A 521-nucleotide genomic window follows, 5' to 3' on the forward strand; every position below is an offset into this window, starting at 1 on the left:
GGCTTTAAGCAACCAATCATCATCCTCGCAACGCTACCACTGGCAGCATCAGGGGCTGTGTTTGCTCTGCTTGGATTCGATAAACCATTTGGCTTTATGGCGCTGATCGGAGCTATCACACTAACCGGGATGATCATCAAAAATGGCATCGTACTAATGGATCAAATTGAGCTCGAACGCACAAATGGCAAGAGCTTGTCTGACGCGATCAAAGAAGCCACGGTCAACCGTACTATGGCCATTTCTATGGGTGCGTTAACGACTGCGCTCGGCATGATCCCGCTGCTGTCAGATCTGCTGTTTGACCAAATGGCGGCAACCATCATCGGAGGCTTGGCGGCCGCAACCATATTGTCACTGTTTGTCATGCCTGCGCTGTATCGCCTTGCTTATAAAGAAAAAGCACCATCCACACAAACCAACGCTGAGCTAGAGGAGGCGTCATCGTGAAAAAATTCATTCTAACGCCTGTCGTTCTAGCCCTAAGTTTAGCGGGCTGTGCAGTGGGGCCAGACTACCAA

The 521-nt window shown here is 50.3% G+C and carries 1 protein-coding gene; it reads left to right on the plus strand.

Annotated elements, in window-relative coordinates; genetic code table 11:
• The coding region (locus tag R8N47_RS28320) for an efflux RND transporter permease subunit (RefSeq protein WP_318186498.1) at nt 1–450 on the plus strand (450 nt) is incomplete at its 5' end.
• Between the last annotated feature and the right edge of the window lie 71 nt (nt 451–521).

The sequence above is a fragment of the Vibrio sp. 2132-1 genome, from assembly GCF_033344315.1.